Source organism: Fluviicoccus keumensis, from assembly GCF_004217445.1.
Lineage (GTDB): Bacteria > Pseudomonadota > Gammaproteobacteria > Pseudomonadales > Moraxellaceae > Fluviicoccus > Fluviicoccus keumensis.
On the sequence record NZ_SHKX01000011.1, the window covers coordinates 352,393 to 369,162 of the forward strand.

General features: G+C 60.7%; 20 protein-coding genes. 8 read left to right on the forward strand and 12 right to left on the reverse strand.

Annotated elements, in window-relative coordinates; translation table 11 throughout:
* Positions 1-36: 36 nt before the first annotated feature.
* The gene (rimO, locus tag EV700_RS06890) at positions 37-1,362 is read right to left on the reverse strand and encodes a 30S ribosomal protein S12 methylthiotransferase RimO (RefSeq protein ID WP_130412114.1); all 1,326 of its coding nucleotides are present in this window, start codon (positions 1,360-1,362) and stop codon (positions 37-39) included.
* A 305-nt stretch (positions 1,363-1,667) separates the two neighbouring features.
* On the opposite strand from rimO, the gene glnL reads away from it, so the two are divergent.
* Positions 1,668-2,759 carry a nitrogen regulation protein NR(II) gene (gene glnL, locus EV700_RS06895; RefSeq protein WP_207224600.1) on the forward strand — a complete coding sequence of 364 codons (1,092 nt, stop codon included), beginning with the start codon at positions 1,668-1,670 and terminating at the stop codon, positions 2,757-2,759.
* Positions 2,746-4,179, forward strand: coding sequence for a nitrogen regulation protein NR(I) (gene glnG / locus EV700_RS06900; protein WP_130412116.1), 1,434 nt, complete (start codon positions 2,746-2,748; stop codon positions 4,177-4,179). Before glnL ends, glnG begins: the two co-directional genes overlap by 14 nt.
* A gap of 35 nt (positions 4,180-4,214) precedes the next feature.
* Here the strand turns inward: glnG and EV700_RS06905 are convergent, their stop codons facing one another.
* Genes EV700_RS06905 through EV700_RS06925 form a run of 6 tightly spaced genes read right to left on the reverse strand, consistent with a single transcriptional unit; the run spans position 4,215 to position 7,220 of the window.
* Positions 4,215-5,006: a porin gene (locus EV700_RS06905; protein WP_130412118.1), complete on the reverse strand. Its 792-nt coding sequence runs from the start codon at positions 5,004-5,006 to the stop codon at positions 4,215-4,217.
* Between the two features lie 33 nt (positions 5,007-5,039).
* The gene (locus EV700_RS06910) at positions 5,040-5,534 is read right to left on the reverse strand and encodes a DUF3106 domain-containing protein (protein ID WP_165391363.1); all 495 of its coding nucleotides are present in this window, start codon (positions 5,532-5,534) and stop codon (positions 5,040-5,042) included.
* Positions 5,527-5,736 carry a hypothetical protein gene (locus EV700_RS16815; protein ID WP_165391364.1) on the reverse strand — a complete coding sequence of 70 codons (210 nt, stop codon included), beginning with the start codon at positions 5,734-5,736 and terminating at the stop codon, positions 5,527-5,529. The genes EV700_RS06910 and EV700_RS16815 overlap by 8 nt, the downstream gene beginning before the upstream one ends.
* Complete coding sequence (locus tag EV700_RS06915; RefSeq protein ID WP_130412122.1) at positions 5,726-6,064, reverse strand: hypothetical protein; 339 nt, start codon at positions 6,062-6,064, stop codon at positions 5,726-5,728. Before EV700_RS06915 ends, EV700_RS16815 begins: the two co-directional genes overlap by 11 nt.
* Positions 6,061-6,678, reverse strand: a complete 618-nt coding sequence (locus EV700_RS06920) for an RNA polymerase sigma factor (protein ID WP_207224601.1) — start codon at positions 6,676-6,678, stop codon at positions 6,061-6,063. Before EV700_RS06920 ends, EV700_RS06915 begins: the two co-directional genes overlap by 4 nt.
* 17 nt (positions 6,679-6,695) lie before the next feature.
* Positions 6,696-7,220 (reverse strand): hypothetical protein, encoded by a 525-nt coding sequence (locus EV700_RS06925; protein ID WP_130412123.1) that lies wholly within the window; start codon positions 7,218-7,220, stop codon positions 6,696-6,698.
* Positions 7,221-7,349: 129 nt separating this feature from the next.
* Between EV700_RS06925 and EV700_RS06930 the strand changes: the two genes are divergently transcribed.
* Positions 7,350-7,820, forward strand: a complete 471-nt coding sequence (locus tag EV700_RS06930; protein ID WP_130412125.1) for a tRNA (cytidine(34)-2'-O)-methyltransferase — start codon at positions 7,350-7,352, stop codon at positions 7,818-7,820.
* 39 nt (positions 7,821-7,859) lie between these two features.
* Here EV700_RS06930 and secB read toward each other — a convergent pair whose 3' ends face one another.
* The 4 genes from secB to rsgA form a co-directional block, all read right to left on the reverse strand.
* Positions 7,860-8,324, reverse strand: coding sequence for a protein-export chaperone SecB (secB, locus tag EV700_RS06935; RefSeq protein ID WP_130412127.1), 465 nt, complete (start codon positions 8,322-8,324; stop codon positions 7,860-7,862).
* A gap of 29 nt (positions 8,325-8,353) precedes the next feature.
* A complete protein-coding gene (grxC, locus tag EV700_RS06940; RefSeq protein ID WP_130412129.1) occupies positions 8,354-8,608 on the reverse strand; it encodes a glutaredoxin 3 in 255 nt (84 codons plus the stop codon).
* A 61-nt stretch (positions 8,609-8,669) separates the two neighbouring features.
* Positions 8,670-9,080 carry a rhodanese-like domain-containing protein gene (locus EV700_RS06945; protein ID WP_130412131.1) on the reverse strand — a complete coding sequence of 137 codons (411 nt, stop codon included), beginning with the start codon at positions 9,078-9,080 and terminating at the stop codon, positions 8,670-8,672.
* Between the two features lie 54 nt (positions 9,081-9,134).
* A complete protein-coding gene (rsgA, locus tag EV700_RS06950; protein WP_130412133.1) occupies positions 9,135-10,142 on the reverse strand; it encodes a small ribosomal subunit biogenesis GTPase RsgA in 1,008 nt (335 codons plus the stop codon).
* 42 nt (positions 10,143-10,184) lie between these two features.
* On the opposite strand from rsgA, the gene orn reads away from it, so the two are divergent.
* Both orn and EV700_RS06960 read left to right on the forward strand, forming a co-directional pair.
* Positions 10,185-10,736: an oligoribonuclease gene (gene orn / locus EV700_RS06955; RefSeq protein WP_130412135.1), complete on the forward strand. Its 552-nt coding sequence runs from the start codon at positions 10,185-10,187 to the stop codon at positions 10,734-10,736.
* 16 nt (positions 10,737-10,752) lie between these two features.
* On the forward strand, positions 10,753-12,012 hold the full coding sequence (locus EV700_RS06960) for a dicarboxylate/amino acid:cation symporter (protein WP_130412137.1): 1,260 nt from the start codon (positions 10,753-10,755) through the stop codon (positions 12,010-12,012).
* Here the strand turns inward: EV700_RS06960 and queG are convergent.
* Positions 12,009-13,073: a tRNA epoxyqueuosine(34) reductase QueG gene (gene queG / locus EV700_RS06965; protein ID WP_130412139.1), complete on the reverse strand. Its 1,065-nt coding sequence runs from the start codon at positions 13,071-13,073 to the stop codon at positions 12,009-12,011. The two genes, EV700_RS06960 and queG, sit on opposite strands and share 4 nt — an antisense overlap.
* 66 nt (positions 13,074-13,139) lie before the next feature.
* Here queG and EV700_RS06970 point away from each other — a divergent pair, with 66 nt between their 5' ends.
* From EV700_RS06970 to EV700_RS06980, 3 genes are all read left to right on the forward strand, one after another.
* On the forward strand, positions 13,140-14,585 hold the full coding sequence (locus tag EV700_RS06970; protein WP_130412141.1) for an NAD(P)H-hydrate dehydratase: 1,446 nt from the start codon (positions 13,140-13,142) through the stop codon (positions 14,583-14,585).
* Positions 14,582-15,043, forward strand: coding sequence for a tRNA (adenosine(37)-N6)-threonylcarbamoyltransferase complex ATPase subunit type 1 TsaE (gene tsaE, locus EV700_RS06975; protein ID WP_130412143.1), 462 nt, complete (start codon positions 14,582-14,584; stop codon positions 15,041-15,043). Before EV700_RS06970 ends, tsaE begins: the two co-directional genes overlap by 4 nt.
* On the forward strand, positions 15,040-16,770 hold a 1,731-nt coding region (locus EV700_RS06980), incomplete at its 3' end, for an N-acetylmuramoyl-L-alanine amidase (RefSeq protein WP_130412145.1). The genes tsaE and EV700_RS06980, both read left to right, overlap by 4 nt.

Consider the following 16,770-nt stretch of genomic DNA (forward strand, 5'->3'; position numbering starts at 1 on the left):
GAGCCGGTTTTAACCGGCTCTTTTTATTTGGATTGCTTAAAGTTCGGCGTACAGATCGTACTCGTCGGCATCGACAATGGTGACAGTGGCGAAGTCGCCAATTTTCAGTGCGGCGGCGCCGTCACCTTCAATGAACACGTTCCCATCAATTTCGGGGGCATCCGCCATGGAGCGGGCAATGGCTACGCCGGCTTCCAGATCGATGTCATCGATCAGGACCTGCATCCGTTGGCCAATACGCAATTGCAGCCGGGTTGCGGATATCTCCTGCTGAACGGCCATGAAGCGCTGCCACCGTTCTTCCTTGATCTCCTCAGGAACCGGGTCGGGGAGTTCGTTGGCCTTGGCGCCTTCAACCGGCGAATACTTGAAGCAGCCAACCCGATCGAGTTGGGCCTCCTTCAACCAGTCCAGCAACATCTGGAAATCCGCTTCGGTTTCACCAGGGAAACCAACGATGAAGCTCGAGCGCAGTACCAGTGACGGGCATGCCTCACGCCACTTCTTGATGCGGGCCAGCGTATTCTCGCTATGGGCCGGGCGCTTCATGCGCTTCAACACTTCAGGGCTGGCGTGCTGGAAGGGAATATCGAGATAAGGCAGGATTTTTCCCTGAGCCATCAGGGGAATGATGTCGTCTACGTGAGGGTAGGGGTAAACGTAATGCAGGCGAACCCAAACGCCCAGCTCTCCCAGAGCCTCGCACAATTCAAACATGCGGGTCTTTAACGGCCGGCCGTTCCAGAAGTCCAGCTTGTATTTCAGATCGACGCCGTAGGCTGATGTGTCCTGAGAGATCACCAGCAGTTCACGAACACCGGCCTTCACCAGGTTTTCAGCCTCATTCATGACCGAACCGATCGGTCGTGAAACCAGATCGCCGCGCATGGAAGGAATGATGCAGAACGTGCAGCGATGGTTGCAGCCTTCGGAAATCTTCAGGTATGCATAATGACGCGGGGTCAGTTTCAGGCCTTGCGGCGGCATCAGATCGACGTAAGGGTCGTGCTGCGGCGGCAGGTATTGATGCACCGCCGTCATGACTTCTTCATAGGCATGGGGGCCGGTCACTTTCAGCACGCTCGGGTGTGCCTCACGAATCTGGGATTCCTTGACGCCCAAGCAGCCGGTGACAATGACCTTGCCGTTTTCCTTGACGGCCTCGCCAATGGCGTCCAGGGACTCTTGAACGGCGGAGTCAATGAAGCCGCAGGTGTTGACCACAACGATGTCGGCGCCATCGTAATCCGGGGAAATGGTATATCCCTCGGAGCGCAGTTGCGTCAGGATTCGTTCGGAGTCGACCAGGTTCTTGGGGCATCCCAGGGAGACAAACCCGACTTTAGGCTGTTGTTGCGACATCTGGACCTCGGAGGCGACGCGGAAAAGGCGCGGCGATTGTACTCGGTCACGGTAGAGGACGGCCAGCATTAAGCGGAATTATCCTACGGCCATGCTCGGGAATGGTATCAGATGGCCCGCCGATAGGGGTGGTGGCGCGCTCTAAAATGGTGCGTAATTTGCTGGCTAAAGCAGCTGAAGCGTATATCCTGAATCATATTGGTGCATAAACTTCACGTGTTTCGTGAATAGTCAAAACTGGTGCGCATTTTGCAGTAGCTGGTGCAGGCCATCCCCATTTTCAGGCAAAACCAGGACTCCTCCTCGTGGCATACAACGAAGTTTACAAACAAATCCTGGATCACTTGAGTACTGCGGTCGTGATGATGAACGATCGCCTTGAGGTGACCTATTTGAATCCGGCGGCTGAAATGCTGCTGGCGATCAGCCGCAACCGTGCGGTTGGTCACCACCTGCGTGAAGTATTCTTTGATGTGAGCGGTGAGGACGCGATTGCCGTCATTAACGAAACGCTGCGAACTGCCCATCCCTTTACCAAGCGGGAGGCGCATCTGCGGGTGGGTATCCACGAAGTAAGTGTGGATTACACCGTGGCCGCCTTGCTGTCGCCAGGACAGTCGCCATCCGTACTGATCGAACTGCAACAGATAGACCGCCTGCTGCGCATTTCCCGGGAAGAAGCCATTCTGGCCAATCATCAGGCAACGCGCCAACTGGTGCGCGGTGTGGCGCACGAAATAAAGAACCCCTTGGGTGGGATCCGCGGCGCGGCGCAACTTCTGGGCAAGGCCTTGCCGGACAGCAACTTGACAGAATACACCCAGATCATCATCGACGAGGCGGATCGCCTGCGCAATCTGGCGGACCGCATGCTGGGGCCGCGCAAGCTCCCGGACCTGCAGCCGGTCAATATTCACGAGTGCCTGGAGCGAATCCGCTCCCTGGTGCTGGTGGAGGCCGAGGGCGAGGTCAACATTGTCCGCGACTATGATTTGTCCTTGCCCGAATTGCATGCGGATCCGGATCAGTTGATCCAGGCGATCCTGAACATTACCGGTAATGCCTTGCAGGCATTGCGGGAGAATCCGGCCCAGAAGCTGCCGCCGATGATTACCCTGCGGACCCGGGCGCAGCGCCAGTTCACCATCGGCGCTATCCGGCACCGCATAGTCATGCGCATCGACATTATCGACAACGGTCCGGGCATTCCGTCCGGGCTGGTGGAGCGCATCTTTTATCCCATGGTCAGTGGGCGCGCGAGCGGCACCGGGCTTGGGCTGTCGATCGCTCAGGACATCATTCACCAATATCACGGCCTGATCGAATGTGATTCGCAACCGGGCCAAACCGTTTTCAGTATTTACTTGCCTTTGGAGAATGGCCATGACGGCAGATGACAAGGTCTGGATCGTTGACGACGATCGTTCCATCCGCTGGGTGCTGGAGAAAGCCCTGATGCAGGAGGGCTTCCAGGCCACGGCGTTCGAAGACGCCAACCACTTGTTATCCCGCCTGTCCCGGGAAACCCCGCATGCCATTGTGACGGATATTCGTATGCCCGGCATTGACGGCCTGACCCTGCTGGCGAAGATCCGCATGGAGCATCCGGATATTCCGGTGATCGTGATGACTGCCCATTCGGATCTGGATTCGGCGGTTTCTTCCTATCAGGGAGGGGCTTTCGAATACCTGCCGAAGCCTTTCGATGTGGATGAGGCCATCAGCCTGGTGAAGCGGGCGGTGGCGCATCATCACGAGCAGCATCAGGGTGCGCTGCCGGCCTCAACGCCGGCCAAAAGTGTCGATATCATTGGCGAGTCGCCGGCCATGCAGGAGGTCTTTCGGGCCATCGGCCGGTTATCGCAGTCGCATATTACCGTTCTGATCAACGGCGAGTCCGGCACCGGCAAGGAGTTGGTGGCCCACGCCCTGCACCGGCATTCCCCGCGCAGCAGCCGACCGTTCATTGCGCTGAACATGGCGGCCATTCCCAAGGATTTGATGGAGTCGGAACTGTTCGGACACGAGAAGGGGGCCTTCACCGGCGCCACGGCCCTGCGGCAGGGGCGTTTTGAGCAGTCCAATCACGGTACGCTGTTCCTGGACGAAATCGGGGACATGCCGCTGGATACCCAGACCCGGCTGCTGCGGGTTCTGGCCGACGGCGAATTTTATCGCGTCGGCGGCCACGTGCCGGTCAAGGTTGATGTCCGTATTATCGCGGCCACGCACCAGAATCTGGAGCGGCTGGTGGCCGAAGGCAAATTCCGCGAGGACTTGTACCATCGTCTGAACGTCATCCGGATTCATATTCCGCGCTTGCGGGACCGGCGCGAGGACATCGGCATGCTGGCCCAGCATTTCCTGGCCAGAGCCGCGCGCGAATTGAATGTCGAGACCAAGATGCTGCGTCCGGAAACCGCAGCCTTCATGCAGCAACTGCCTTGGCCCGGTAATGTACGGCAACTGGAAAATACCTGTCGGTGGCTGACAGTGATGGCGTCGGGACGAGAGATCCTGACGGCTGATCTGCCGCCCGAACTGCAACAGGTGACATCGCATGAAGTGGTGCGTCCGGTGCAGACTTGGGAACAGGCTTTGGCGGAGTGGGCGCGCAAGTCGTTGGCATCCGGCAGTCGTGAGTTGCTGAATACCGCGTTACCCGCATTTGAGCGGGTCATGATCTCGGCAGCGCTGAACCATACCGGCGGCCGGCGTCGGGATGCGGCCGATGTGCTGGGTTGGGGGCGCAACACCCTGACCCGCAAGATCAAGGAGTTGCGCATGGAAGTGGAAGGGGAGGACGAAGACGAGTAAACGGCCGGAGGCGTTACCGTTTCGCCCTCCGGTCTTTACAGACTCCAGTTCACCCCGATCGTGGCGGCTGATTCCGGTTGGCCTTTCTGGGCGCTTTTTTCATAGCGGCTATAGCCGGCGTTGACCGACAACATGTTGCTGAGTTCCAGGTCAGCGCCGAAATTCACCGCCGATTGATTGGTCTTTACGCCCGCGATGGATTGCTGGTCGCTCCACGTGACGCTCAGCCTCAACGGATCATTGACTTGTACAGCCAGTCCGGCGCTCCAGTAGGTATAGTCATCCGAGGGGGCGTTCGAAGTGGTGTAGTCAATCCAGGTATGGCCGACCCCAGCCTTGAAATCCACCTTTTGCCACCGATAGCGACCATCCAGGGTCAGGCTGAGGTCGCGGCTGCCTGATCCGAGCAGCTGTTTTTCATCACCGTTGTCGAATTTGTAATTCATGCCTGCCAGCGCCAGCACATTGTCGTCGGCTATTGGAAGACGGTAGTCGCCGCCGACAACGATATCGCCTATGCCTTCAAATCGCTCTGACTTGCTGACAGTCCGCGTTCCCAGCAGGCGTCCCAGCGGGCCATAGATATTCAATGTACCGGAAAAATTGACTTCCTTGCCGTAGTACGGGGCTTCGGCATAAAGCTGCAAGTCCCCGACGGATACACTGGGGTTAAGCAGGGCTTCGGCGGTGGTCAGGCTTCCTGAAGGATAGTGCTCACGCGTCAGGCTGCCCCCCAGATCGAAATGCCACTCGGCGCCATCAGCGGCAAAGGCGGCCGTGGACAGCATCAACGGGAGCAGCGCCAGGTGCTTCAGAATGAATTTCATGTGTAGTGTCCTTTTCAGATGATTCAGGGTCTGCTAACGGCGCAAATCAAGCAGTTGCCGACGCATGAGCCGCCGTTCACGCGGTGAGGCGTCCCGAAGGCGCTCCTTGATGTCGGCGCGCTCCGCGGGGGACAGGCTTTCCCAACGGGATTTCAAGGCTTCCCGCTCCTCGGGGGGCAGTGAACGGAACCATTGCCAGCGCCGTTTCAGGACGGCCTGCTGCTCGGGAGGAAGCTTTTTGAACTCCTCGTAGCGTTTCAGCAGTTTTTCCTTTTTGTCAGGCGGCAGGGTCTGCCAGCGCTGGAAGCGTTCGCGGACGGCAGCCTGTTGTTCGGGCGTCATGTGCTTCCACTGTTCGGCGCGTTTGGCCAAGGCGGCCTGGCGCTCCGGGGGCAGGGATTTCCATTGCTGCTGAAAGGGCTTGAGGATATCGCGGCTTTCGGGCGGCAAATTGTTCCAGTCGGTACCATCCGCTAATACCGGGGCGGCGCACAGCAGCGCCAGCAGGAAAATCACGGGCTTATTCATGAGGCTTGGGCTCCGGTTTGGCGGGCGTGGCCGGGGTATTGACGTGCGTGGCGGTATCGAGGTCGGCAGGGTCGAATACATTGCCTTGGTCGTCAGCAAACGCTTCCAGATATTCCAGCAGGGCGGGATCGGGCGGTTCGGCGGCGAGGGCATGACCCGCAGCTGCCAGAAGCAGACCCGCCAGCAAGGCTTCAGCTTTCATCCGGTTCTTCTCCAAGGGTGGCAATCAACTCCATGTCGTCCAGGAACTCCGGGTCAACCGTGGGCGGCTGGTTATGAACGACGGGGGCAGGCGCCGGACGCCAAGGTAATATTGACGGCGGCAGCATCAGCAAGGCGGAAATCCCGGCGGCCAGCGCCAATCCGCCCATAGCCCAGCGACCCCGATACCGGGTGATAACGGGCGCGTGCCGGCCCCGGAGCGCTTCATGGACCCGGCCATCCAGTTCAGCGTCCGGCGCAGCCGCCTGCTGATCCAGCGTTTCGATAACCTTGCGCACCAGCGGATCATCCCGCAGCGGTGAATTCATGGTGTGGCTCCCTGTCCGGCCAATCCGGCGCGCAAGGCGGCGACGGCGCGGGCATAATGGGTTTTGACGCTGCTTTCACTGCAGTCCATGACGGCAGCGGTTGCCGCCGTATCCAGACCTTCCCAGGCGCGAAGCAGGAAGGCCTGTTGCTGGCGTACCGGGAGCGATTCCAGCACGGTCTGCACGCAGCCGATATCCGAAGCCAGCTCCAGCAAGCGGGCCGGGTTGCTATCCACCATTTCCGGGACATTCAGCAGCGGGTTGTCCTCGGGATCATCCTCGGCGGGTCGCAGCCAGACCAGCCATTTCCCACGTCGGGCTTCACGGCGTTTCCAGTCCATGATGCGACTGTGCAGCACGGTATGAAACAACGGCGCCCACTCGCTTTCAGGGCGGTCGGCATAGCGGCTGACCAGCGCCAGCAAGCTATCCTGGACGATATCCAGCGCCGCCTCGCGGTTGCGAGTCGCCAGTTCAGCCATCCGCAGCGCGCGGTGGCTGATATCACGGGCAAAGCGCTCCAAGGCGATTCGGGACATGGCGGCATTGATCGGGGCAGGGGCTGGCGAGGAGTCACCATAAATAAAAGCCGTCGCCGGTTCAAGCCTGTCCATGTCCCGCTCCCGAACGCTTACTTGCCGCCCTGGATGACATGGGTGCTGGTATGCGTCTCGGTCTTGCCGTTGGGGTTGGTGGTCGTCGAGGTCTTGGTGACGGTGTTGCTTTCCGTGCTGACTTCCATTTCACGGGTGCGTGTCTGACCATTCGGACCGGTGAATGTTCCCTCACGGGTAAAGCCGGTGTCGGTCTTGGTCGTGACGGACTGACCGGAGATCGGCTTGCCTTCGAAGGTGGTGCCGGTCATGGTGCGGGTATGCGTGCCTGCCTCCTTGTCATTGACCACTTCGACATTGCGGGTCGCGGTTTCGCCCTTGGCGTTGGTCAGCACGGTTTCACGCTTGAAGCCCTTGTCGGTGGCTTGCTGGTCAGTCTGCCGGCGGATAATGTTCCCGTTGCGGCGTTCGTGCGTGCCTTCGATGTGCAGGTTGTGGCGTTCCGACATGTGCAGTCCCATGCCTTCACGGGCCAGAACCGGGGTAGCGGTGAAAGCGGTGGCGATCAGAGCGAAGGCCAGAGCGGACTTGGTAAAGTTCATGATGTATTCTCCACGGGTTGAATGGGGCACATTCCGTTGAATGTATCTATAACAACGTCGGCGCCCGGAATCGGTTGACACGATTTTCAAAAATATTTGGCAAGGGCCCCGGACCGGGGATTTCACAACATGCATGTAGTGCTTTTCGAGCCGGAAATTCCCGGCAATACCGGCAATATCATTCGTCTGTGCGCCAATACCGGCGCGGAGTTGCATCTGATTGAACCGTTGGGGTTTGTGCTGGAAGACAGCAAGTTGCGTCGCGCAGGGCTGGATTACCATGAGTGGGCGCGGGTGCGGGTGCATGCGGACTGGGAAGCCTTTCTGACGGCCGTAACGCCGGATCGGGTGTTCGCTTTCACCACCAAAACGACGGGCAGCGCCTTTGATGCCCGGTATGAGCCGGGTGATGCTTTGTTGTTCGGGCCCGAAAGTCGGGGGCTGCCGGTGAGTTTGCTGGAAACCTTGCCGGAGAGTCAGCGCGTGCGTTTGCCGATGCGGGCCGGGCGCAGTCTGAACCTGTCGAATGCGGTAGCGGTGGCAGTGTATGAAGCCTGGCGGCAGCAGGGGTTTGCGGGGGTCGGGGAGGTGGTGGGGTGAAGCGGTGTCCCGGCAGGTGGCCGGGACACGATGCAGCGCTTACTGCAACGGCGCGGGCGCGGCGGCCTGCTGCTGTTGCTGGCGCTGGTTTTCGGCGTAGAGGGCGTCGAAATTGACCGGAGCCAGCAGCATTTGCGGGAAGCTGCCGCGGTTCACCACATCCGAGATGGCTTCGCGGACATAGGGGAACAGGATGTTGGGGCAGTAGGCGCCCAGCAGTTGCGACAGTTGCGGCTCGGCCACACCCTGCACCATGAAGATGCCGGCCTGCTTCACTTCGGCCACAAAGGCGGTGGAGCCGGCATTGGTGGCGGTGACGGTAACGGTCATGGTGACTTCGAAATGCGTATCGCCGATGCGCTGGGTTTCGGTGGCCAGATTGACATTGATTTCCGGCTTCCACTCGCCCAGGAACACCTTGGAGCTGGGGACTTCAAATGACAGGTCCTTGACGAAAATGCGTTCGAGGGCGAATTGGCCGCCCTGGTTTTCTTGTTCACTCATGATGGGTTTCCTTGTTTGGAGTTATGGGGTCATTGGGCAAGTAGTGGATCGAGCGCGCCTTGCCGCTCAAGCGCGTACAGATCATCGCAACCGCCAATGTGGCGATCATTGATGAAAATCTGGGGTACGGTGCGCTGACGGGTGATTTCCACCAGTTTCATGCGCTGCTCATGATCGTTGCTGACGTCGATTTCCTGGAATGCCACCCCTTTCTTTTGCAGCAGCATCTTGGCGCGCACGCAGTAGGGACAGATTTTCGTGGTGTAGATGACAACGTGGGCCATGAGCTTCTCCGGACGCTCCGCGCCGATATGGCCGGAGCATTATCAGGGAGTTGGGGATGCCTCAGCGCTTTACAAGCGGCAGTGACAAACTTTTCCAGTTCGACAGGCCGCCTTCCAGCTTGTAGACGTTGTTCAGGCCCTTGGCCTTGAGCTGGCGGGCGGCGGTCCCGGCCACCTGGCCCATGTTGCAGACGATGATCAGCGCCTTGTCGGCGGGCAGCTCACCCAGTTGTTCCATCAGGCGGGCGTAGGGAATGTTGCGGCTGCCGGTAATGTGCCCCAGGCGGAACTCGGCGGGGTCGCGCACATCGACCACAATGGCCTGGTGGTTGTTGACCATCAGCGACAGGCCCTGCGGGCTGACCGAGCGGCCGCCGCGCATCACTTCCACCACAATGTAAGCGACCAGCAGACTGAAGAACGCGCCGGCAAGCACGGCGTTGTGCATCAGGAACTCAAAGAAACGGGACATGAAAACCACCACCGGAAAGGACGCCGGGAGTATACCTCGCAGGCGGAAACGGCTCTACTGGCTTTTGCTCTCGGCAATCAGGCGGTGCATGCTTTCCAGCCGTCGCGGCAGGATCTTCCCGGCCTCGGCGGCGGCGCGCAGGGCGCATCCCGGTTCGCTCTGATGCTGGCAGTTGCGGAAACGGCAATCGCCGTAGAACTCGCGCATCTCGGTAAAACCGCGGCGGATACTGTCTTCATCCAGATGCCACAGGCCGAACTCGCGGATACCCGGGGAATCGATCAGCATGCCGCCTTCCGGCAAATGAAACAGCCGCGAGGTGGTGGTGGTGTGCTGGCCCAGCCCGGAGTTGTCGGAAATGATGTTGACCCGCTGGGCGGCTTCGGGCAGCAGCACGTTGACCAGCGAGCTTTTGCCAACGCCGGACTGTCCGACCAGCGCCACGGTGCGGCCGCTGATTTCGGGCCGCAGTGTGCTGAGATCGCCCAAGGCGCTGACTTCAATATGCGGATAACCCAGGGCGTGATATTCCGCCAGCCGCTCACGCAGGGCATCGGCTTCGGGCCCCTGCATCAGGTCGGACTTGTTCAGCACGATCAGCACCGGAATATCCGAGTGTTCGCAGGCGACGATATAGCGGTCGATCAGCCACGGTGAAACCGTTGGCAGGGGGGCAATCACCAGCAGGATGCGATCGATGTTCGCCGCCACCGGCTTGATGCGCTGGTAGGGATCGGGGCGGGTCAGCAGTGAGCGGCGGGGCAGCAGGGCGGTGACTACTCCGGCCTGGCTGGTGGTGTCGGCCTGCCAGATGACGCGGTCGCCGGTCACCAGCGCCTCCATGTTGCTGCGGATGTGGCAGCGCCACACTTCACCGGCATGCGGCCCTTCCAGCCCTTCGACCTCGGTACGGCTGCCATAGCGGGCGATCACCAGCCCGGTGCCGGGCGGATCGAGATGGGCGTCGTCGTCAGGACCGGCCTGGCTGGCCTTGCTGATGCGTTTTTCCTGCAGTTGCCGGATTCGCTGGGTCTGCTGCTGGCTTAGGTGGCGTTTGCTCATGTATAGTGCAGGATATTCAGGAACTTAACGTGGATGTGCGCAATGGCCATTGATAAAGAAACCAATTTGATCTGGATTGACCTGGAAATGACCGGTCTGAACCCGGATACCGATCGTATCATTGAAATGGCCACCATTGTTACCGATGTCAATCTGAATGTGCTGGCGGAAGGTCCCGTCATCGCCGTGCACCAGAAGGATATCGTGCTGAACGCGATGGACGAATGGAATACGCGTCAGCATGGCCAGTCCGGCCTGACCGAGCGCGTGCGCCGCAGCAAGATCAACGAAGCCGAAGCTGAGGCGATGACCTTGGAATTCCTGCAACGCTTCGTCGATCCGCGCAAGTCGCCGATGTGCGGCAACACCATCTGCCAGGACCGTCGCTTCCTGTACCGCACCATGCCGAAGCTGGAGGCCTTCTTCCACTATCGCAACCTGGATGTCAGCACCCTGAAGGAGCTGGCCCGTCGCTGGCGCCCCGAAATCATGGAAGGGCTGACCAAGCGCAGTTCGCACCAGGCGCTGGAAGACATCCGCGACTCCATTACCGAACTGCGTTACTACCGCGAATACTTCATCCGCCTGAGCTGATCCGGGGAGCAGGGCCATGACCGCCACCGAGCAGCCTGTCGCCGCTAGTTCCCTGAACAGGCGTATTTTGCTGGGCACGGTGGCGGGGTTGGTCCTGGGCTGGCTGCTGATGCTGGCCGGTCCCGACTCGGCGATCACGCAGAAAAGCCTTTATGCCTGCGGGCTGGTCAGCGGTATATTCATTGATTTGCTGAAGATGGTGCTGGCTCCGCTGGTGTTCAGCTCCATCGCTCTGGGTGTTGCCAATCTGCGCGCGCACCGGCGCATGGGCCGGGTCTGGAAGCTGACCCTCGGCTTCATGGCCACCACGACTACCATCGCTACCATTACCGGCCTGCTGGCCGCGAATTTCTTCCATCCCGGTGAAGGCCTGCATCTGTCCCTGTTTCAGGACTCGATCAGCAAATTTGAAGTCACCAGCCTGACGCCGGGTGAGTTCTTCGCGAAGCTGGCGCACGGCATTTTCGTCAATCCGGTGGCGGCGCTGGCGCAGCCGAACATCCTCGCCGTGGTGGTGTTCGCGCTGTTCGTCGGCATTGCCGTGGTGCAGGCGGGCGAGCGTTACCCGACGATTTTGAAGTTACTGGAAGAGTTGTTTGCGCTGTGCATGCACATCGTCGGCTGGATCATGCAGCTGGCTCCGTTCGGCATCATGGCGCTGCTGGCGAAACTGGTGGCGGTTGACAGTCTGGCGGTGCTGGACAGCCTGCTGTTCTTCGCGGCGGTGATTATAGGCACTACCCTGCTGCATGGGGCAGTCACGCTCCCAACCCTGCTCTGGCTGCTGACGCGCCTATCGCCGCTGCAATTCTGGCGCGGCGCGCGACCGGCGCTGCTGACCGCGTTTGCCACTTCCTCCAGTAATGCCACCATTCCGGTGACCTTGCGCTGTCTGGAAACAGACTTGAAAGTGAAGCCGGAAATATCGGGTTTTGTGGTGCCGTTGGGCGCGACGGTGAACATGGACGGTACGGCCCTGTACGAAGCCGCTGCCGCACTGTTCGTGGCCAGTCTGGCGGGGATTTCCCTGAGTCTGGATCAGCAGGTGGTGGTGTGCCTGATGGCGATGCTGGCTTCCATTGGCGCTCCTGGCATTCCCAGCGCGGGCATGGTGACCATGGTGATGGTGTTGCAGTCGGTGGGCCTGCCCGCCGAGGCGGTGGCCATCCTGATTCCGATTGACCGGGTACTGGATACGGTTCGGACGGCGGTGAATGTGGAAGGGGATCTGATTACCAGCCTGGTGGTGGACAAGTGGGCGGGGAAGGACGCCTAGTCCGCATGCCGTTGCAACGCCCACGCCACATGCTCCCGCACCATCGCCGACTCATCTTCCTTTCGCGCTGTCAGCGCCGCCAGCACTTCCGGTAAACGCGGCGCGTTTCCCAGGCCGACGGCGATATTGCGCAGGAAATTTTCATAGCCGGTGCGTCGCAACGGCGAGCCTTCGGTCTTGCGCAAGAACTCTTCCTCGGTCCAGCCAAACAACACCCATAACGGCGAGTTTTCCAATCCATGCCGGGGGCGAAAATCCGCTTCCGCCGACAGCTTGGCGTAACGGTTCCACGGGCAGATCAGCTGGCAGTCGTCGCAACCGAAAATGCGGTTGCCGATCAGCGGCCGCAACTCGACAGGAATGCTGCCCTGGTATTCGATGGTCAGGTAGGAAATACAGCGACGCGCATCCAGCTCGTAAGGGCCGGTAAAGGCCTGCGTCGGGCAGATGTCCAGACAGGCGCGGCAGGAGCCGCAATGCGAACTCACCGCCTCGTCACGCGGCAGCGCCAGCGTGGTGAACAGCTCTCCCAGGAAGAAAAAGGAACCGGCCTGACGGTGAATCAGCATGGTGTTCTTGCCGATCCAGCCCAGCCCGGCCTGTTCGGCCACCGCCCGCTCCAGCACCGGCGCGGAGTCTACAAAGACGCGGTGCCCCGAACCTTCGACCACAGTCTGCAGCCGGTCGGCCAGTTGTTGCAGGCGTTTGCGCAACGTCTTGTGGTAGTCGCGGCCGCGTGCATAGCGGGAAATGACTCCGGTCGCTGGTTCTTGGGGCACATGGCGGTGGCGTGGGGCGTCCACCAGATAATCCAGCCGCACGCTGATGATGCTTTGCACGCCTTCCACCAGCAGTTCCGGCCGCCAGCGTTTTTCGCCATGCGAGGCCATCCATGCCATTTCCCCCTGATAGCCCTTGTCCAGCCACCGTTGCAGATGGTCGCCGTGATCGCCCAGGTCCAGGCCGCTGATGCCCACCTGTCCGAAGCCCAGCTCCGCGCCCCATTGCCGGATCAGCGTCGCCAGGGTGGCGGCGTCAGGCGTGGTCGGGATTTTTTCCATGTCGGACTCAATAGCGGGGGTGAAGCGTGATTATAATCGGAAGATAAAATCGGGAAGCGCTCCATCATGGAAAAACATGTTTACAACTCACGCCAGATCCGTGACATCGAGCAAAAGGCTTTTGCCAGCGGTATAGCTTCCGAGTCACTGATGCAGCGCGCCGGCTCGGCTGTTTTTACCTTGATGCGCCAGCAGTTTTCGCAGGCCCGCAAGATCGTGGTGCTCTGCGGTCCCGGAAACAATGGCGGGGACGGTTATGTGGTCGCGCGTCTGGCCAGGGAAGCAGGCCTGGATGTCTGCGTGCAGTTCAGCGCCCCGCCTAAAACCCAGGACGCCAAGACCATGGCGGCGCTTTGTGAACAGACCGGCGTCGTCATGTCGCCGTGGGATGGATCACTGAAGCCGGCGGAAATTTACGTCGATGCCCTGCTTGGCATCGGTCTGAATGCGCCCGTGACCGGCATGCTGGCCGCCATGGTTTCGGCGCTGAATCATTTGGGACGTCCCGTTGTCGCCATTGACGTTCCGTCCGGCATCAATGCGGACTCCGGAGCCGTCATGGGCATGGCCGTCAGGGCGGCGTTGACGGTGACCTTCATTGGCTACAAACCGGGTTTGCTGACGGGTGAGGGCGCTTCCCATACCGGCAGACTGGTTCTGAAGCACCTGCGGTTGACGCCGCATTTTTATCCGCCTACCGGTGTCGCCGGATACCTGTCGCAGGAAGAGCTGCGGTTTCCACGGCGTCCCCGTAATGCGCACAAGGGCAATTTCGGGCATGTTCTGGTGATTGGCGGCGACGAGGGCATGGGCGGCGCCGTGATGATGGCGGCGGAGGCGGCCCTGAGAGCCGGGGCAGGGCGGGTTTCGGTAGCCACCCATCCGACGCACGTCTCGGCACTGTTGGCCCGATGCCCCGAGGTGATGGTGCGCGGACTGACTCATGCGGAAGACCTTGTGCTGATGATGGAGTCGGCGGACATGATGGTGGTCGGGCCCGGCCTGGGGCGGCTGGCCTGGGGGCAACGTTTGTGGGCGCTGGTTCGGGAGTCCCAAAAACCGATGGTGGTGGATGCGGATGCGCTCTTCTGGCTGGCGCAGGAGCCTTTCAAGCGGGATAACCGGGTATTGACGCCGCATCCCGGCGAGGCGGGCCTGTTGCTGGAATCCTACGCCGCCCGCATCCAGGATATCCGGCCCGAAGCCGCGCAGAGTCTGGTTGAACGATACGGCGGCGTGGTGGTTCTGAAAGGGGCGGGAACCCTGGTGTGCTCCAGCGAGGGGATGTCGTTATGCCCGGCGGGTAACCCCGGGATGGCGACAGCCGGGATGGGCGACATCCTGGCGGGATTGATGGGCGGCTTGTGCGCCCAGTTCGGGATTTCCCTGAAGACAGCGGGGGAAGCGGTGCTGGTGCACGCATTGGCCGGCGATGCGGCCGCGACCGGCGGTCAGCGCGGACTGCTGGCGACGGACTTGTTACCACACATAAGAGAGTTGATGAACCGATGACCGAATTGGTAGTCATGGCCCATGACGAGGCGGCCATGGAATTGGCGGGTCGAAAGCTGGGCGAATCCCTGCCGGACGGGGGCGTGGTTTACCTGCAAGGCACGCTGGGCGCGGGCAAGACCACACTCAGTCGCGGCCTCATACGCGCCCGCGGCCATGCGGGCGCGGTGAAAAGCCCTACCTATACGCTGGTTGAGCCTTACGAGCTCACGGATGGCCCGGTATACCACTTCGACCTTTATCGGCTGCGCGATCCGGAAGAGCTGGAGTTGATGGGAATCCGCGATTATTTCACCCCGGAAGCGTTGCTGCTGGTGGAGTGGCCGGAAAAGGGGGGGGGATTGTTGCCAAACCCGGATATTCAACTGGAGATTGCTGTTGTTCCGGAAGGCCGTCGTCTAACATTCACCGCTTTATCCAACCGTGGACAGGCCGCACTGGCCCGATTTCCTGCATGAGAGCTTTCCGACTGCTGCCGCCCCTGTTGCTGGGGCTTTGCACCCTCCAGGCCATGGCGGCCACCATTACCGGCGTCCGTTCCTGGCGCGCTCCTGACAACACCCGCGTCGTCCTCGACCTCAGCGAACCGGTGCGGTACACGCTCGCCAGCCAGGATGACCGGCAGGTGGTGATCGAGCTGGAAAACACCGAGCTGGGCGTGGCTTTGCCCTTGCTGCCGTCCCATGTCGGCCTGGTGCACGAAATTCTCTTTCAACCCGCCGGTAATCGCAAACGCCTGGTGATCAATCTGTCCGGTAGCGTGCGGCCGCAGGTCTTCGTACTGCCCGCGAACGATAAATACGGTCCCCGCCTGGTGATTGACCTGTTTGACAAGGTTACCCTGGAGCCGACCCAGACGCCCGAGCCCGAAGAGCCGGTGACAGAAAGCGGCGAAAACCGCGGACGGCCGGTGATCGTGGCCATTGATGCCGGGCATGGCGGTGAAGATCCCGGCGCGATCGGCGGAGCGGGCAACCACGAGAAGGATGTCACGCTGGCCATTGCCCGCCGTCTGGCCGAAAACTTCCGCAAGGCCCCCGGCTTTCGCGCCTACCTGACGCGGGACGGAGACTACTTCATCCCGCTGCAGGATCGTCGCAAGATTGCCCGCAACCGCTACAAGGCCGACATATTCATCAGCATCCACGCGGACTCCGCGCCATCGCCGCTGGCGCGCGGCGCGTCGGTTTTCGCCTTGTCCCGCAAGGGGGCCAACACAGCCACCTCGCGTTTCGCCGCCACCCTGGCGGATCATGAAAACAAGGCCGACCAGATCGGCGGTGTGTACATGCCGGAGAGCGGCGACAGCATGCTGGCTTCCGTGCTGGCGGACATGGTGGTGGAAGGATCGTTGTCGCACAGCCTGCAAATGGGCAGTTCGATTCTGGGACGGCTGGATAATCTGGGGTCTCTCCATACCCGTCATGTGGAACAGGCGGGTTTTGCCGTTTTGAAAGAGCCCGGCATGATCTCGGTGCTGGTGGAAACAGGATTCATATCCAATCCGGAAGAAGAGCGCCTGTTGACCAGCATGGATCATCAACAGGATGTGGCGCGCGCGGTCTTTACCGGGGTCAAGAGCTTTCTGGAGAAATATCCCCTGACCGGCTCCTATTTTGCCTGGAACAAGGAAAATCGGTCGCGGAAGGGGCGTCGCAACGCCATCGCTTCCGTGGTTGCCGCCAAGCCGGTGGAGATCACCCCGCCTTCTGCGGAAAAGCTGCTGGACAAGCCCGATGCCATCCAGACCGCCTTGGTGGCCGCTAAACCGCCGGTAAGCGAGCCGGCTCAGGTCAAGGTGACGTCGGATAAGGTTTCTGCCGAGAAACCCGTTTCCACTCCCGCAGACGACAAGGGAGCACCCAAGACCTTGCCGAAAGCCAGCCTGCCGATGTCGCTGGAGGATTTTGCAGGAGGCGTTCCGGACAAGGCTCCGGTGGTCGTTTCCACTGCGCCCGCCACCAAGAAAGTCGAACCCAGACATAAGCCCTCCAAGCCGGAAGCCAAGCCCAAGCAGGCCGAGGTGGTTAAACCGACGCCTGAAATGAAGGCTGAAAAACCGGCGCAATCGCCCAAGGCGGAGATCAAACCCACGGAGACGGCACCCGCCAAAGCGGCTCCGGTCAAGGAGAAGGCCGGCACTGCCAAGCCTGAACCGGAGATCGCCAAGCCAAAGCCGGCTGAC

Excerpts from the sequence above, each read along its gene's own strand:
- EV700_RS06945 (WP_130412131.1), bottom strand. The coding sequence starts at position 9,080 with ATGTCCCGTTTCTTTGAGTTCCTGATGCACAACGCCGTGCTTGCCGGC.
- EV700_RS06905 (WP_130412118.1), bottom strand. The coding sequence starts at position 5,006 with ATGAAATTCATTCTGAAGCACCTGGCGCTGCTCCCGTTGATGCTGTCC.
- queG (WP_130412139.1), bottom strand. The coding sequence starts at position 13,073 with ATGGAAAAAATCCCGACCACGCCTGACGCCGCCACCCTGGCGACGCTG.
- EV700_RS06910 (WP_165391363.1), bottom strand. The coding sequence starts at position 5,534 with ATGAATAAGCCCGTGATTTTCCTGCTGGCGCTGCTGTGCGCCGCCCCG.
- glnG (WP_130412116.1), top strand. The coding sequence starts at position 2,746 with ATGACGGCAGATGACAAGGTCTGGATCGTTGACGACGATCGTTCCATC.
- EV700_RS06930 (WP_130412125.1), top strand. The coding sequence starts at position 7,350 with ATGCATGTAGTGCTTTTCGAGCCGGAAATTCCCGGCAATACCGGCAAT.
- orn (WP_130412135.1), top strand. The coding sequence starts at position 10,185 with ATGGCCATTGATAAAGAAACCAATTTGATCTGGATTGACCTGGAAATG.
- secB (WP_130412127.1), bottom strand. The coding sequence starts at position 8,324 with ATGAGTGAACAAGAAAACCAGGGCGGCCAATTCGCCCTCGAACGCATT.
- EV700_RS06920 (WP_207224601.1), bottom strand. The coding sequence starts at position 6,678 with ATGGACAGGCTTGAACCGGCGACGGCTTTTATTTATGGTGACTCCTCG.
- EV700_RS06925 (WP_130412123.1), bottom strand. The coding sequence starts at position 7,220 with ATGAACTTTACCAAGTCCGCTCTGGCCTTCGCTCTGATCGCCACCGCT.
- EV700_RS06970 (WP_130412141.1), top strand. The coding sequence starts at position 13,140 with ATGGAAAAACATGTTTACAACTCACGCCAGATCCGTGACATCGAGCAA.
- EV700_RS06915 (WP_130412122.1), bottom strand. The coding sequence starts at position 6,064 with ATGAATTCACCGCTGCGGGATGATCCGCTGGTGCGCAAGGTTATCGAA.
- rimO (WP_130412114.1), bottom strand. The coding sequence starts at position 1,362 with ATGTCGCAACAACAGCCTAAAGTCGGGTTTGTCTCCCTGGGATGCCCC.
- EV700_RS16815 (WP_165391364.1), bottom strand. The coding sequence starts at position 5,736 with ATGAAAGCTGAAGCCTTGCTGGCGGGTCTGCTTCTGGCAGCTGCGGGT.
- tsaE (WP_130412143.1), top strand. The coding sequence starts at position 14,582 with ATGACCGAATTGGTAGTCATGGCCCATGACGAGGCGGCCATGGAATTG.
- EV700_RS06960 (WP_130412137.1), top strand. The coding sequence starts at position 10,753 with ATGACCGCCACCGAGCAGCCTGTCGCCGCTAGTTCCCTGAACAGGCGT.
- rsgA (WP_130412133.1), bottom strand. The coding sequence starts at position 10,142 with ATGAGCAAACGCCACCTAAGCCAGCAGCAGACCCAGCGAATCCGGCAA.
- grxC (WP_130412129.1), bottom strand. The coding sequence starts at position 8,608 with ATGGCCCACGTTGTCATCTACACCACGAAAATCTGTCCCTACTGCGTG.